The organism is Paenibacillus xylaniclasticus (assembly GCF_004001065.1).
Classification (GTDB): domain Bacteria; phylum Bacillota; class Bacilli; order Paenibacillales; family Paenibacillaceae; genus Paenibacillus_T; species Paenibacillus_T xylaniclasticus.
This window is the reverse complement of record NZ_BIML01000003.1, coordinates 201309-214307: the sequence shown is the minus strand read 5'-3', so window position 1 is coordinate 214307 and position 12999 is coordinate 201309. Positions and strand designations below refer to the sequence as shown.

Annotated in this window: 14 protein-coding genes; 8 read left to right on the top strand and 6 right to left on the bottom strand. The window is 49.6% G+C overall.

Going from position 1 to position 12999, the window contains the following annotated elements; translation table 11 throughout:
- Window positions 1–132 precede the first annotated feature (132 nt).
- Both PXY01_RS04635 and PXY01_RS04630 read right to left on the bottom strand, forming a co-directional pair.
- Window positions 133–312 carry a hypothetical protein gene (locus PXY01_RS04635; protein ID WP_127567770.1) on the bottom strand — a complete coding sequence of 60 codons (180 nt, stop codon included), beginning with the start codon at window positions 310–312 and terminating at the stop codon, window positions 133–135.
- A 104-nt stretch (window positions 313–416) separates the two neighbouring features.
- On the bottom strand, window positions 417–650 hold the full coding sequence (locus PXY01_RS04630; protein ID WP_127567768.1) for a hypothetical protein: 234 nt from the start codon (window positions 648–650) through the stop codon (window positions 417–419).
- 165 nt (window positions 651–815) lie between these two features.
- On the opposite strand from PXY01_RS04630, the gene PXY01_RS04625 reads away from it, so the two are divergent.
- From PXY01_RS04625 to pfkA, 5 genes are all read left to right on the top strand, one after another.
- Window positions 816–1523, top strand: coding sequence for a class I SAM-dependent methyltransferase (locus PXY01_RS04625; RefSeq protein WP_127567766.1), 708 nt, complete (start codon window positions 816–818; stop codon window positions 1521–1523).
- Between the two features lie 74 nt (window positions 1524–1597).
- Window positions 1598–1795 carry a cold shock domain-containing protein gene (locus PXY01_RS04620; RefSeq protein ID WP_127567764.1) on the top strand — a complete coding sequence of 66 codons (198 nt, stop codon included), beginning with the start codon at window positions 1598–1600 and terminating at the stop codon, window positions 1793–1795.
- A gap of 469 nt (window positions 1796–2264) precedes the next feature.
- The gene (locus PXY01_RS04615) at window positions 2265–2582 is read left to right on the top strand and encodes a hypothetical protein (protein WP_127567763.1); all 318 of its coding nucleotides are present in this window, start codon (window positions 2265–2267) and stop codon (window positions 2580–2582) included.
- A gap of 29 nt (window positions 2583–2611) precedes the next feature.
- Complete coding sequence (locus tag PXY01_RS04610) at window positions 2612–3694, top strand: tetraprenyl-beta-curcumene synthase family protein (protein WP_127567761.1); 1083 nt, start codon at window positions 2612–2614, stop codon at window positions 3692–3694.
- A gap of 23 nt (window positions 3695–3717) precedes the next feature.
- On the top strand, window positions 3718–4686 hold the full coding sequence (gene pfkA, locus PXY01_RS04605; RefSeq protein WP_127568074.1) for a 6-phosphofructokinase: 969 nt from the start codon (window positions 3718–3720) through the stop codon (window positions 4684–4686).
- Between the two features lie 99 nt (window positions 4687–4785).
- On the opposite strand, the gene PXY01_RS04600 is transcribed toward pfkA, so the two are convergent.
- From PXY01_RS04600 to PXY01_RS04585, 4 genes are all read right to left on the bottom strand, one after another.
- A complete protein-coding gene (locus tag PXY01_RS04600; protein WP_127567759.1) occupies window positions 4786–5238 on the bottom strand; it encodes a peroxiredoxin in 453 nt (150 codons plus the stop codon).
- A gap of 181 nt (window positions 5239–5419) precedes the next feature.
- Window positions 5420–6598, bottom strand: a complete 1179-nt coding sequence (locus PXY01_RS04595; RefSeq protein ID WP_127567757.1) for a putative glycoside hydrolase — start codon at window positions 6596–6598, stop codon at window positions 5420–5422.
- 383 nt (window positions 6599–6981) lie between these two features.
- On the bottom strand, window positions 6982–7176 hold the full coding sequence (locus tag PXY01_RS04590) for a hypothetical protein (RefSeq protein ID WP_127532498.1): 195 nt from the start codon (window positions 7174–7176) through the stop codon (window positions 6982–6984).
- A gap of 152 nt (window positions 7177–7328) precedes the next feature.
- The gene (locus PXY01_RS04585; protein ID WP_127567755.1) at window positions 7329–8177 is read right to left on the bottom strand and encodes a YitT family protein; all 849 of its coding nucleotides are present in this window, start codon (window positions 8175–8177) and stop codon (window positions 7329–7331) included.
- Window positions 8178–8294: 117 nt separating this feature from the next.
- On the opposite strand from PXY01_RS04585, the gene PXY01_RS04580 reads away from it, so the two are divergent.
- The 3 genes from PXY01_RS04580 (at window position 8295) to cshA (ending at window position 12942) form a co-directional block, all read left to right on the top strand.
- Window positions 8295–9698, top strand: coding sequence for an MBOAT family O-acyltransferase (locus PXY01_RS04580; protein ID WP_127567754.1), 1404 nt, complete (start codon window positions 8295–8297; stop codon window positions 9696–9698).
- Between the two features lie 12 nt (window positions 9699–9710).
- The gene (locus tag PXY01_RS04575; protein ID WP_127567752.1) at window positions 9711–11219 is read left to right on the top strand and encodes a copper amine oxidase N-terminal domain-containing protein; all 1509 of its coding nucleotides are present in this window, start codon (window positions 9711–9713) and stop codon (window positions 11217–11219) included.
- 136 nt (window positions 11220–11355) lie between these two features.
- Window positions 11356–12942: a degradosome RNA helicase CshA gene (cshA, locus tag PXY01_RS04570; protein WP_127567750.1), complete on the top strand. Its 1587-nt coding sequence runs from the start codon at window positions 11356–11358 to the stop codon at window positions 12940–12942.
- Window positions 12943–12999 lie beyond the last annotated feature (57 nt).

The window sequence follows — 12999 nt, the reverse complement described above, 5'->3', positions numbered from 1 at the left end:
TAATAGCAAGGCAGGCAGCAGTACGGACATTAGAGCGGGCAGCCATTTCAATACTTAACACCTCAAGGCATAGTTTGCCAATAGTATGCTTATACATCGTCCCGGATATCCGCTCATGTTGAGTCAGCCCTTCTAGCTGCCCATAGTAGTCAAACTGTACACAATAAGGAAAAAAGCGAACAAAATAAAAACGATAGCCGTTATGGCAAGCGGTCGGCGAAGACGGTCCGGTATAGAGCTCCGGTACATGATCATAAGACCGCCGAGTACGAATGCCGCGATGATGAAAATAATCGTAGTTTGCGTATTCATCGACAACTAGATCCTCTCGTAAAGAACTTGAAAGCAGAAGCTGTAACCGAATAGGTTCGCCGCGGATTAGGGAATTCCTTCCGCCCGAAAGGCGCTTATTAGGATTATACTTCCTTGAATGCTTTCATGATCGATTCGCGCTCTTCTTCACGTCCGACGAAGTCAGAAGCCTTGAACCGGTTCTCCGCCCAATTCAGCATCTCAGGACGGCTGACGAATGTATGACATTCCTCGCCCCATTGATCAGAAATTTCGCGCACAACAAGCGTTTTGCCGTGTACTTCGACAGTCAGCATGTTGTATTTGTCTGTTTTATATATTTGATGCTTCTTGATCATGGGCACATGTCCCCTCTCTTACGGTATGCATTCATCATAGCCAAAAAAAGGGGTGGAAATCAACTAGAGCAGGTGGTAACATTGGGTATCCAGCGAGATGCGGCGGCGATTGATCGACCGGCTCCTGGACGAGATGAGACGAGAGAGTAAAGGAGACGAGATGAGATGAGGAAACAACGTCAAGAAGTGTATGAGCAGGTAGGAGTAGCAGCGACATGCCGGGGTTATAATGAATATGTGCGCATGTTTGCCCTGACCGGCAGCCTGGAAGGCAAACGTATTGTTGATGTTGCCGCAGGGGCCTCTTCATTCACGGCAGACTGCTGGTCGAGGGGCATTGATATAAGAGCGGTCGACCCGCGCTATAGCCTAGAACCGGAAGCGGTGCTGGCGGATGCCAGACAAGAAATCGAAACGTCGACGGAGAAGATTAGAGCACTCGCTCACCGGTTTGATTTTTCGTATTATGGCAACGTCGATCTTCATCGGGAGGGACGCCTGCGTTCGTATGCCCGATTCGCAGAGGATTTTACGGCTCTTGGTAATGAAGGTCGCTATGTAGCAGGCTCGCTACCTGCGTTGCCTTTCACAGACGCATCGTTCGATTTGGTGCTGTGCAGTCATTTTTTGTTTCTGTATGCCGATCAGTTCGGAACTGAGTTTCATGAACAGTCGGTATTGGAGATGATTCGGCTATGCCGCCCGGGCGGAGAGGTAAGGATCTATCCGCTAATAACGCTTCGCTGGGAGCCATATCCGCATCTGGAGCCGCTGTTGGCTGCGATACGGAAGGCGGGAGGCACGCCTCGGCTTGAGCAATCCCAGTTGCCCTTTATTCCAGGAAGCTCTATGCTGTTGGTCATTGATGTTTGATTGCTTTTTGTCTTCGGGCTGTGTATAATGAATTTATTCGTCGTATACGGCGATAAGTTTAGGAGGTTGTTCAATTGAAAGGAACAGTTAAGTGGTTTAACGCAGAAAAAGGCTATGGCTTTATCCAAGTAGAGAACGGCGAAGACGTATTCGTACACTTCTCCGCAATCCAAGGCGAAGGCTTCAAAACGCTGGATGAAGGTCAAGCTGTAGAATTCGACATTACCGACGGTAACCGCGGTCCACAAGCAGCTAACGTCATTAAATTATAAGATAAGAAGCTTCTTATAATAGATGCCCTAGCAACGTGAAGAACCCCCTGCTTTAAGCAGGGGGTTTTTTTGTGCGGAAATGCTGCTGTTGCTGTGGGCAAGGAATGAGAGGCTGAGCATGCTGGTGTGACACAAAAAGTGATACAGCAGCGCGGTAAGAGTGGGCCAGCGTGCTGGGATAACACCAAAAGTGAATGCGGTATGGATAGCGTGATAATAGTTTTGTGGAAGATGGAAGATCGCTCATTTTTTTTCTGCGATGAAAGTCGCTTGAGTCTGCACTCTCGTACATTAATTAAGACTTAGGTGAAATTTCACCCCTTGCATGTACAAGCGTACATCGCCCATTCTTATTATATTACTCAGTTGAACCAGGTAGGGCGAGAGATGAGTACACATTGTCCGTCCATTGTCGAAGGCTAGATTTATACGTAGTAAAATGTTAAATTAGGTATGGAGGATTCGGACAATGGACAGATATCGTTTTCAGTGGAATGACCGGCTCGGTATCCCGTTACCGGTACTTGAATTCGATTGGGATGCCTATTCCGAAGACGAACAGGCACGAATCATCGAGCAGTGGGAAACGATTAGAGGGACGATCCCGGATCGAATAATTGCACTGGAGAAGCGAATTCAGATGGAGCAAGCCCGTCTATACGAGGAAGATGACTTCGATACTAGCTGCGAGATTAATTCCGATATTGCGGAGCTCGCAAGCCGGATTAACGATTTACATATCTGGTACCGCATCAATCAAGAGATTGAACCGCGGCGTCATTCCTGACGAAATAGAAGAAGGAGGCGCCAGTGCGAATGAAGCTTCCTGCACGAAGAGGCTTAGCGAAGCCAAGCGGGGCACTGCGTTTGATGCATCGGGTATACAAGTACGTACTTCCTGAGGTTCGGCGGGAGTTGGACCGATGGCGTACGATGGCTGCTTTGATCCCGGATAAGGAGCTTCGGACGCAAGCGTTAGACAGCATCGCGACGAAACAATTTCATTGTCAGGGTGGTTCGGTCTATGCTGCTGCCAACCCGGAGTATCGCCATATTCTCGTTATGCTTATCGTTGCATTACAGACTATAAGCGACTATCTGGATAACCTGTGTGATCGGAGCACGTCGCTCGATCCGGATGATTTTCGGCTGCTGCATCAATCGATGCTCGATGCGATCAATCCGGACGGCCCGGTTCGATTCTATTATGAACTGCGCAGCGAGCAAGAAGATGGGGGATATTTGCAGGAGCTTGTACGTACCTGCCAACGGGCAGTCCGTCAGCTACCTTCATATTCTTGTGTACAGCCGTATGTAACGGAGCTTGTTCAATTATATTGTGATTTGCAAGTATATAAACATATTCGAACAGAGTTAAGAGAGCGGGAGCTGCTTGCCTGGCGCGAGAGGAACCGGAAGCTTGGGCCGCATTTGCTATGGAATGAATTTGCGGCGGCAACCGGCTCGACGCTGGGCATGTTTACGCTTTTTCTGGCTGCATCGGTGTCTGAACTGTCCGATGAGGAAGCCGCTCGCATTAGAGACAGCTATTTCCCGCATGTTTGCGGTCTGCATATAATGCTCGATTATTTGATCGATCAAGCAGAGGATCGGGAAGGCGGAGATTTAAACTTTTGCAGCTATTATCCGGATCATGAGACGCTTATGTCGAGAATCGTGATGATTGTTGAACGTGCGCGTGAAGATGTAGCCGGACTACAGGATGCGAAGTTTCACCGTCTAATTATAGAAGGGCTGCTTGCCCTATATTTATCCGATCCGAAAGTAAAGAGACAAGGCGATGTCAAGAGGATTGCACGCAGACTGATGCGTGGAAGTCCTTGGACCCGGTTGTTTTTTTATCTAAACAGTATTTGGATACGAACCAGACATACGTGAGAAAGCATAAGGAGGACATGATGATGTCAGCAATTAAATCGATCGCCGTACTAACGAGCGGGGGTGACTCGCAAGGAATGAACGCGGCTGTCCGTGCAGTCGTACGGAGCGCTATCTATCACGGGATTGAGGTATACGGTGTACAGCGCGGTTACCAAGGACTTCTGAACAACGATCTTCGGCAAATGGACCTTCGGAGCGTAGGCGATATTATTCAACGCGGTGGTACAGTGCTGCAAACGGCACGCTGCAAAGAATTTATGACGCCGGAAGGCCAACAGCGCGGCGCAGATATTTTGCGGGAACGCGGAATTGACGGCTTGGTTGTCATTGGTGGTGACGGCTCGTACCAAGGTGCCAACAAGCTGAGCAAGCTTGGCATTAAGACGATGGGCCTGCCGGGCACAATCGATAATGACATTCCATTCACTGACTTTACGATCGGCTTTGATACGGCAGTTAGCATTGTTGTCGATGCAATCAATAAACTTCGCGATACGATGACGTCTCATGAACGGTCCTCGATCGTTGAAGTAATGGGTCGTCACTGTGGAGATATCGCGTTATACGCCGGTCTGGCAAGCGGCGCGGAGACGATTCTTGTGCCAGAGGTGCCGTTCGATCTGGCGGAGGTTTCAACCCGGATGGCGGAAAATTTCCGAGCTGGTAAGCGCCACAGTATTATCGTCGTGGCAGAAGGTGCGGCAAGCGGACAAGACATCGCTGATGCAATTACGAAGCATAATGGCATCGAGCCGCGCGTAACGGTTCTCGGCCATATCCAGCGCGGTGGCGCTCCGACACATAATGACCGTATTCTTGCGAGCCGTCTAGGCGATTTCGCGGTTCGGAAGCTGATGGAGGGTGAATCAGCGAAGTCATGCGGTATCATTAAGGGTGAGCTCGTTACTACCGATATCGATAAGGTCGTTAGTACGAAGAAATCGTTCAACATGGATCTGTACGAGCTGGCACTTCGCTTGTCGCAATAACAAACCATATAAAGCCTTATGCTGAATCGTGAGACGGGCGGACTTTATTCCGAATACGCTTATGATGTCGAATGCATAAGGCTTTTTTGATTATCCAGCTTATGAGTTGGTGTTCTGTAACGTATGCAGCACGCTAATAATTTCTTCGGTCGGCCGATTACCTTTTTGAGCAAATGCTATTTTGCCGTCGAGGTCGATGATGAATACGACACGCTGCTGTGCAATTAATCCGAGCATTTTGCCTACGCCGAACGATTTGCGGATCTCCCCGCCGCGATCAACGATAAGCGGAAAGTCGTAGCCTTGCCTCTCAGCGAATTTGCGGTGATGATCTAATGAAGCAGGATTGACGCCCATAACAAGTGCGTCATATTGGGCGTACAGCGAGCGTGAATCGCGAACGGCGCATAGCTGCTTCGTGCAACCGGGCGTCTCATCCATTGGGTAGAAGATGAGGACGATCGGCTGTTTCCCGACATAATCGCCAAGCGAGATCCGGCCTTGCGTGCTGTCTGCCTCGAACAGTGGAGCGGGGGTACCGACTTGCAGCATGATCATCACACTCCCGTTATATAAATTTTATACAATTGTATTTTATAATATTGGAAAAGAGAATACAATAATGACAAGCATAATATGGTACAAAAAAGGCTGACGTCAGATGATTAGATCTGATGCCAGCCTTGCTCTTATAAAGGGAAGTAAAAAATAAATAATAGCCATCACTTATATGTTAATAATTTCCGTCTGAAGTGTAGTTGTTATTCGCGTTCCACAGTAGAAATTCCTCGATGTTCGTATCCTTAAGCGCTTTGAGTTGTGCATCGATTTGTGCCTTGCCATACTTGATATAATGTCCTTTGCCTAGCCAGCTTGCTGTAAAGTCTTGAATCCAAGGTCGGATGATCGGCGTATCCGACCCGAGCGGCTTAAGCTTCTCATGCGTATCCTCCATAGCGCCCTTAATGGTAGCGTATGGCTCCATGTCCGGTTCTTTGACATTGAACCAGCCGGTACTGTAATGGCTTGGATACACCATCGGACTAATCACGTCAACCTGCTCTGAGATTTTGACGAAATCTTGTCCGATGCCCTCGGCCGCTGGTACAGACGCTGCATAGCCGAAAATATCAACGGACACGCGTACGCCCAATGGCTCTAGCTGCTCTCGCGCATATTTGACGAAGTCGGCAATGACGTCCACACGCTTCTCTTCGGTCTTCTCGAATTTCAGCGACGCTTCCTTCTTCTCGAAGCCTTCTGGGAAACGGACGTAATCGAACTGAATTTCTTTAAAGCCGAATTTGGCCGCTTCCTTCGCGATTTCCACATTGTATTCCCACACCTCGCGCAGGTAAGGATTGACGAAGCTGTGGCCTTTGCCGTTCTCCCATACGGCACCGCTACTTGTGATGAATGATAGCTTCGGATGCTTCCTAGCCAGTACCGTATCCTTAAAGACGACGATGCGTGCAATCGGGTAGACGTTATGCTCTTCCAGCAGCTTCATCGTTGCCGGCAAGTCCTTAATAATTTTCTGAGACGTGCCAAGCTTGAGCAGCTCTGGATTATCCGTCGGATATGTAATGTATCCGTTGTCATCTTTAATGTCGATGACCATACTGTTCAGCTCCGTCTTGTCGAGCAAATCGAGGAGCTTGCTCATTCTCGAGCCGCCTGCACTGTGCGCCGTCACATAGATGCCTTTGATCTTCGGCGAGTCTGGCTGCGGGTCCTTCTTCACAAGCACATTGGACGGCTGTCCCGCTGCGCCGCTGGCTGCGGAGCCCGTTGTGCCTTCAGTGCCAGTCTGTACAGCGGCAGTCAGCAGTTTTTGTGCTGAGGCGCTTTCATTACCGCTTCCAGTAAACAGATGATTCAGTAGTAGTAACACGGTCAGCAAGATGTCCATAGTGCTCTCTCCTCGTATGTAATCTCTTTGATTATAAAGCAGAATTGGAAATAGAAATAGACGTCTAAAGATCGATTTTTGATGAAAATGTATGAAAATTGTAGACGTTTGTAACCTAAACAGCTGCCGGGTAGTGAAAATAGTAGATTTCTATTACGTCTCCAGATAAAAAGGTTGTACGTTAAAACAGGAGGCCTGATTTAACGTACAACCTTCTTCGCTGTCGCATCCCATTGCAACAATTTAAGCATAGGGTGAAGGATGAGTTGAAGAAAGGGGCGATCCGTTAGTCCGCTTTCATTGACTTTCCGGATAGCCCCTGTATGGAGCAGCGAGCGGTGTAGGCCGCTTTATGCTCCGCTTCTTATTCAAAGAGTAAAGCATTAATGCAGACGTGCTTCTTTCTGCTGCTCGCATATGCTTAACTGCACAATCTCCATTGCATCCTCTGGCTCTAATACATTTAGCCCATCCCGCAGCACGATGTTCAATTGCCGTTCGCGTTCGGTAAGGAAAGGTTCAAGTTCAGGCGCCAGCTTTTCCACTATCCGCGATAATTTGACAGTTTCCATATCCATCCGGCATCACCCTTTCATTAGTCATGTTCAGGGTAAAACATCAGGCTACTAGAAACGTAAAACAAAAACTCTACGGGATAGCTTTATTATAACAGGGGTGAAAACAAATGAATAGCGATTTCCATGGAAATCCATTCACGCCTTGTTTATCGTTATGGTAGTGGCTTATGGAACTGTCCTATTACACCGACCGTTTCGACAATATTGACGAATGCTTTCGGATCGAGTGTAAGAATCGTTTTGCGCAGCTCTGCAAGCTCGTATCTTGTCGTAACTGTCATCAGCATATCCTGCTCATGCTCGGTAAAAGCGCCTTTCGTACGAATAATCGTAATACCGCGCTTAACCTCCAGCAGCTTCTTGACAAGCTGATCGCTCTTTTGGGTCACGATGAACGCTGTAATTTTGACATGTCGCACATGAATCAAGTCAACTACTTTGCCAGCTGTATAAATCGAGAGCAGCGAATAGAGCGCAATATCTGGGTCGCGGGTGAACCATGCGAGCGCTGCGATAACGGCACCATTTAATATAAAGATGAACATGCCGACGGGATAGTCCCGTTTGCGTGACACAATGGAGGCAATAATGTCAAATCCGCCGGACGAACCGCCATAACGCAGTGACAAACCGCTGCCGAATCCGACAATTATGCCGCCGAAGACGGAGGCGAGCAGTATATCGTCTGCCAGAGGGCGAACAGGGATAAACTGCAGCGTAATCGTTGTCACGAGCACGGATAAGATGCTGAGCAGCACGAACCGCTTGCCCAGCTCAATCCATCCCCAAATAAGGATAGGAACGTTCAATATGAAATACAACAAGCTGATGTTGCCGCCAAGCAGATAACCGATCATCATCGAGATACCGGAAACTCCGCCGCTAAGTAGCTGATGCGGAATGAGTAATTGATTGAACCCTGCTGCTACGAGTACAGCGCTTGCGACGGTCAGCACGATAGCGATAAATCGGCGGCTGACCTTGCGTGCATAGTAAGCCATCCTGCGGCTCATCCTCCCTTACGCTTACGTTGACGAATAAACAGGATTTCCCCAAGCGAATGTCGAATACGTCGAATGACGATTGTACGCCGCATACGACAGAGGAGTCGAAGCTGAATGTTATTCAACTCTTACCCGTTCTTGTTTGTGTTCTTGCCGGTTACGTTGTTGGTCTATTTCTTGCTGGTTCGGATACGGTATACGTTCGCGGCCAAATGCTGGCTTGCGGCAGCTTCGCTGTTCTTCTACGGTTGGTGGGATTATCGATACTTACCGCTTATTGTCGCTTCGATCGGCTTTAACTATACGATTGGCCGATTGCTCGGCGCTCGAAGAGCAGACGGTGAAGTGAGAATGGAGGGCGGACGCAGACGAGCCTTATTGATCGGAGGCATAACGGCAAATTTGCTGCTGCTTGCCTACTATAAGTATGCCGACTTTTTCTTGTCCAATTGGTCATCGGTAACCGGCACGCCGGTTTCACTGCTTAAGCTTGCGCTTCCGCTCGGTATCAGCTTCTTCACGTTCACGCAGATTGCTTATTTGGTAGACGTATATAAAAAGAAAGCACGCGAGGCAAGTTTTGTTCATTATGTGCTGTTCGTTACTTTCTTTCCTCACTTAATAGCGGGTCCTATTCTTCATCACAGCGAGATGATGCCGCAGTTTGACCGTCTTCGCAACAAGCTGTGGAGTTGGCGCAATGCGGCATCAGGCATCTATTTGTTCGTACTCGGATTGTTTAAAAAGGTAGTCGTCGCCGACACGATGGCTTCCTATGCAGATGACGGCTTTGCAAGCGCCGTTCATTTCATTGACAGCTGGGTCGCATCGCTCTCCTACACGTTTCAGCTCTACTTCGACTTTTCTGGCTATACGGACATGGCGATCGGGCTCGCTCTATTGTTCAATATCCGGCTGCCGCAAAACTTTAACTCGCCTTACAAGGCGGTAAACATTCAAGACTTCTGGCGCAGATGGCATATGACGCTTAGCCGATTTCTTCGTGATTACATCTACATTCCGCTCGGCGGCAACCGCAAGGGTGAGGCTCGTATGCTTGCGAACCTCATGATTACGTTTCTGATTGGCGGGCTGTGGCACGGCGCAGGGTGGACGTTTATTTTTTGGGGTTTTCTGCACGGCGCTGCTCAAGTGGTGCATCGTCTATGGTCGCGTTACGGACCTAAGATGCCGCGCTGGCTTGCTTGGCTGATTACGTTTCATTTCGTTAATGCCGCTTGGGTGTTCTTCCGGGCAGAATCGTGGCAGGAGGCACTTCGCATTCTGCGCGGTATGGCTGGATTATCCGGCATTTCGATATATGGCCTGAAGGAGCTGGCGCCGACCATAATGCTAATCGCATTGCTGCTGCTAGCCGTGCTGCTGCTTCGCAATAGCAGCGAGAGGGAGCGGGTGCTGCGTCCAAGCTGGCCGACCGCTGCGCTTGTTGGATTCCTTTTTATTTACTCCTTGCTTTATTTTAATCGGATTAGTACGTTTTTGTATTTCAACTTCTAAGGGGGCTGCAATGTGACGAATAAAGCTTCTATTCATTCTAATCCAGCAGCCATGACTGCAGCGGAAGCGCCATCCCGATCTGTGGTGCTCGGTCGGACGAAGCAATCGACTAATCGAGCAGCCAAGCGTATGGTGCTGCTGGCCGGCGTATATACGATAGGCTTTGCTGCGTCAGCTATCCTTCTCTCGTGGGCAATCGATCCGCTGCAGCATTACCACAAGTCGTGGTATCCGCCGATTTACTCTAATGAGGAACGGTTCCAAAATGCGGGGTTGGCGAGGAATTACAGCTACGACACGATCATTATAGGGACATCGATGACCGAGAACTTTCGTCCGTCAGAAGTCGGAAAAGCGCTTGGCGGGAAAGCGATGAAGCTCCCTCTTCGGGGCTCGATTATTTCCGAACAGTATCAAACAGCGAAGCTCGCCCTCTCGACCGGTCAAGTGAAACGGGTTTTGTGGGGACTCGATTACTTCGCGCTACGTACCAAATCGGATACCGGAGAAGGGGGGTTTCCTGGTTACTTATACGATGACAAGCTGTGGAACGATTATCCGTATTGGTTCAGTATTACGCCTTATGCGGAGCTCGCCAAAGGAGCGTTCAAGAAGCTGATAGGCCAACAAACCGAGCTTGAGACGCTCGACAGCTGGGACAGCTGGACGAGGTTCGGCAAGGAACTCGTTGTTGCGGATTACAAGGAGGCGCTGCAGAAGGAAGCTTACTTCGGATTGAATGAGGATCCGCTGGCGGACGTACAGGATGCATTCGACACTTACGTGATGCCGCTAGTAGTGGCTTATCCTGAGGTACAGTTCGATTTTTATTATCCGCCTTATTCCGTATTGAGACACGTTGTCTGGAAGCAGACCAATCCGGTTCGTTATGAGAATCAGATGACGATGCGCCAATGGATGCTTGAACGATTGAGTGACCGGCCGAATGCGGACGTGTATGACTTTCAAGCCGAAAGCAGCTGGACGTTCGATCTTAACCAATACAAGGATTTGTCCCATCATCGGGGCAGCATCAATACAGCAATTGCAGAAGCTGTCGGCGGCCGGAATCCGGCGTATCGGCTTACATCCGATAATATTGATGAGCATAACAGAAGGCTGGAGCAGCAGGTGCGGACGTTCGTTATCCGGCCTGACGATTCGGTAACGGCTAATCCGGTTCGGATTGGAGGGCGAGACGTCTTCTTTTCCACTCGTGAAGCAGCGGGCGAAGAAGATCTACTCGTGCCGGCCAAAGAGCTTGCAGCTGAGCTTAAACTGCAATGGCGATGGGACGCTGGAAGCAGGACAATAACATTGAAACATAACAAGCATGTGGTCACCATGACAATTGGGGAAGCGTTTGCAATTGTGGATGATCAAAAAAAGGAAGTGCCTTCACCTGCAAAATTAATCAAGAATAAGCTGCATATCCCGTTTTTTTTTGCTGCGGAAGCAGTCGGCTTGTCTGTTGATCGGGATGTGAGGGAGCCCGCCGTTACTGCATTTGTGGTGCATTGATGAGCTTCACGAAACGTTTCTGACACAATTTCAACAAATCCTTCCAATCGGCGCTTGTGGTATTCGTTGTTCAAGGTGTGTTATAATGAACTGGATATTTTTAAGTAGGCTGAAGATAGAAGGAGTTTGAAGAAGTTTGAAAACATTTGCTGAATTCGGACTGGAGCCGAAAGTGCTTCAGGCCATTACGGAGCTTGGATTCGAGGAAGCAACCCCGATCCAATCCAAATCAATTCCTATTGCGTTGACCGGTAGCGACCTGATTGGCCAAGCGCAAACGGGCACAGGTAAAACAGCTGCTTTCGGTATTCCGTTAATTAACAAAATTCCGACAAGCGAAGATCGGATCGTAGCCCTCATTATGACACCAACTCGCGAGCTTGCGATTCAAGTAGCGGATGAGATTGGTAAATTAACACGTTACAAAGGACTTCGGACGCTGCCAATTTACGGCGGCCAAGAAATTGGACGTCAGATTCGTGCGCTTAAGAAGCATCCGCAGATTATTATCGGTACGCCTGGCCGTCTCCTCGACCATATTAACCGTAAGACGATTAAGCTGAACGACGTTAAGACCGTCGTGCTTGATGAAGCGGATGAGATGCTCGATATGGGCTTCATGGAAGATATTACGACCATTCTCAGTATGGTGCCGGAAGAACGCCAGACGATGCTGTTCTCGGCAACGATGCCGCCGAACATCCAACGCCTTGCTCAGACGTTCCTGCGCAATCCAGAGCATGTATCGGTTATTCCGAAGCAAGTCAGCGCTCCACTAATCGACCAGGCTTATATCGAAGTACATGAACGCCAGAAGTTCGAAGCGCTCAGCCGCCTAATCGATATGGAGTCGCCAGAGCTTGCTATCATCTTCGGACGCACGAAGCGTCGGGTAGACGAGCTGAGCGAAGCGCTTCAGAAGCGTGGATATTCGGCAGAAGGCTTGCATGGCGACCTGTCACAGAACCAGCGTGACAATGTGATGCGCAAATTCCGCGACGGCAGCATCGACGTACTCGTCGCGACAGACGTTGCAGCACGCGGTCTCGACGTATCGGGTGTTACGCACGTTATTAACTTCGACCTACCGCAGGATCCGGAAAGCTACGTACACCGTATCGGTCGTACGGGTCGTGCAGGCAAGGAGGGTACAGCTTGGTCATTCGTAACGCCTCGTGAGATCGATCATCTGCACTTTATCGAGCGTGTAACACGTCATAAGATTACGCGTAAGCCGCTCCCTAGCATTGCAGAAGCAATTGAAGGCAAGCAGCGCGTAACGGCTGAGCGTCTGATCGAGAATGTTCAGAACAATGACTTCCAAGAATATAAAGGGATTGCGATACATTTGCTTGAGCAATATGATTCCGTTAATCTTCTCGCAGCAGCGATTAAGCTGCTCACGGGTGAGAAGAGGGATGTTGCGATCGAGCTGACACCGGAAGATCCGATTCGTGCGAAGAAGCGCCGTCCAGACGTTCGCTCAAGCGGACGCCGTTATCCTGGCGGTTCGTTTGGCGGCAATCGCAGCAGTGGCAGCCGTGAGGGCGGCTATCGCGGCGGTAATCGCAGCGAAGGCGGTCGCGGTGGATACGGCAGCGGACGCAGCTACGGCGGTAATCGCGGCGAAGGCAGCCGGGGTCGCAGCGGCGAAGGACGGAGCGAGCGCTCCGGCGAGCCGCGCCGCAAATATCAAGCATCTGAAGATTTCGTAAACCAATAAGACAACAAGACCGGGGGATTGGGCTGCGCCGCTGGCGTAGCCAGCCACCGGTCTTTC

Coding starts and splice junctions, on each gene's coding strand:
- PXY01_RS04635 (WP_127567770.1), bottom strand. CDS start 312: ATGAATACGCAAACTACGATTATTTTCATCATCGCGGCATTCGTACTC.
- PXY01_RS04630 (WP_127567768.1), bottom strand. CDS start 650: ATGATCAAGAAGCATCAAATATATAAAACAGACAAATACAACATGCTG.
- PXY01_RS04625 (WP_127567766.1), top strand. CDS start 816: ATGAGGAAACAACGTCAAGAAGTGTATGAGCAGGTAGGAGTAGCAGCG.
- PXY01_RS04615 (WP_127567763.1), top strand. CDS start 2,265: ATGGACAGATATCGTTTTCAGTGGAATGACCGGCTCGGTATCCCGTTA.
- PXY01_RS04610 (WP_127567761.1), top strand. CDS start 2,612: ATGAAGCTTCCTGCACGAAGAGGCTTAGCGAAGCCAAGCGGGGCACTG.
- pfkA (WP_127568074.1), top strand. CDS start 3,718: ATGTCAGCAATTAAATCGATCGCCGTACTAACGAGCGGGGGTGACTCG.
- PXY01_RS04600 (WP_127567759.1), bottom strand. CDS start 5,238: ATGCTGCAAGTCGGTACCCCCGCTCCACTGTTCGAGGCAGACAGCACG.
- PXY01_RS04595 (WP_127567757.1), bottom strand. CDS start 6,598: ATGGACATCTTGCTGACCGTGTTACTACTACTGAATCATCTGTTTACT.
- PXY01_RS04590 (WP_127532498.1), bottom strand. CDS start 7,176: ATGGATATGGAAACTGTCAAATTATCGCGGATAGTGGAAAAGCTGGCG.
- PXY01_RS04585 (WP_127567755.1), bottom strand. CDS start 8,177: ATGGCTTACTATGCACGCAAGGTCAGCCGCCGATTTATCGCTATCGTG.
- PXY01_RS04580 (WP_127567754.1), top strand. CDS start 8,295: ATGTTATTCAACTCTTACCCGTTCTTGTTTGTGTTCTTGCCGGTTACG.